Genomic DNA, 1357 nt, shown 5'->3' with positions numbered 1-1357 from the left:
AGCACCAGACGCACCAACGGTGAAAGAAGTGACAAGTGAAGCTACAACAGTAAGTGGAACAGCAGAACCAGGCTCAACAGTTACCGTGACGTTCCCAGATGGGACAACTTCAACAGGAACAGCAGACAGTGAAGGCAACTACACAATCGAAATCCCATCAGATGTAGATTTAGAAGGTGGAGAACCAATCAAAGTTGTAGCGACAGATAAAGATGGCAACAAATCAGAAGAAGCGACAACAACAGTTAAAGACACAACAGCACCAGAGGCACCAACGGTGAAAGAAGTAACAAGCGAAGATACAACAATTGGTGGCACAGCAGAACCAGGCTCAACGGTTACAGTGACATTCCCAGATGGTAAAACAGCAACAGGTACTGCAGACAGTGAAGGCAACTATACGATTGAAATTCCATCAAATGTAGATTTAGAAGGTGGAGAAGATATCAAAGTTACTTCTAAAGATAAAGTTGGCAATACATCTGAAGAGACAATGACAACAGTAGTAGATACGACGGCACCATCAGCACCGACGGTGAAAGAAGTGACAAGTGAAGCTACAACGCTAAGTGGAACGGCAGAACCAGGCTCAACGGTCACAGTGACGTTCCCAGACGGTAAAACGGCAACAGGAATGGCCGATGATCAAGGTAACTACACAGTTGAAATTCCATCAAATGTAGATTTAGAAGGTGGAGAAGATATTAAAGTTACTTCTAAAGATAAAGTTGGCAGTACATCTGAAGAGACAATGACAACAGTAGTAGATACGACGGCACCATCAGCACCAACGGTGAAAGAAGTGACAAGTGAAGCTACAACAGTAAGTGGCACGGCAGAACCAGGCTCAACAGTAACCGTAACGTTCCCAGATGGAACAACGGCAACAGGAACAGCAGACAGTGAAGGTAACTATACAGTTGAAATTCCATCAAATGTAGATTTAGAAGGTGGAGAAGATATCAAAGTTACTTCTAAAGATAAAGTTGGCAATACATCTGAAGAGACAATGACAACAGTAGTAGACACGACAGCACCATCAGCACCGACGGTGAACGGAGTGACAAGTGAAGCTACAACGGTAAGTGGCACAGCAGAGCCAGGCTCAACAGTAACCGTGACGTTCCCAGATGGAACAACGTCAACAGGAACAGCAGATGATCAAGGTAACTATACAATCGAAATTCCAACAAATATTGACCTAAAAGGCGGAGAAAACATTGTCGTAACAGCGGCAGATAAAGATGGCAACAAATCAGAAGAAGCGACAACAACGGTTAAAGACACAACGGCGCCATCAGCACCAACGGTGAAAGAAGTAACAAGCGAAGATACAACAATTGGTGGCACAGCAGAG

The 1357-nt window shown here is 44.3% G+C and carries 1 protein-coding gene; it reads left to right on the top strand.

Annotated elements, in window-relative coordinates; genetic code table 11:
* Positions 1-1357: Ig-like domain-containing protein (locus AB1J10_RS12585; protein ID WP_369003142.1), on the top strand; the 1357-nt coding region annotated here is incomplete at both ends.

Origin of the sequence: Staphylococcus cohnii species complex 1663 (genome assembly GCF_041008415.1) — a bacterium.
Lineage (GTDB): Bacteria > Bacillota > Bacilli > Staphylococcales > Staphylococcaceae > Staphylococcus > Staphylococcus ureilyticus.
This window is presented reverse-complemented; position numbering and strand designations above follow the sequence as displayed.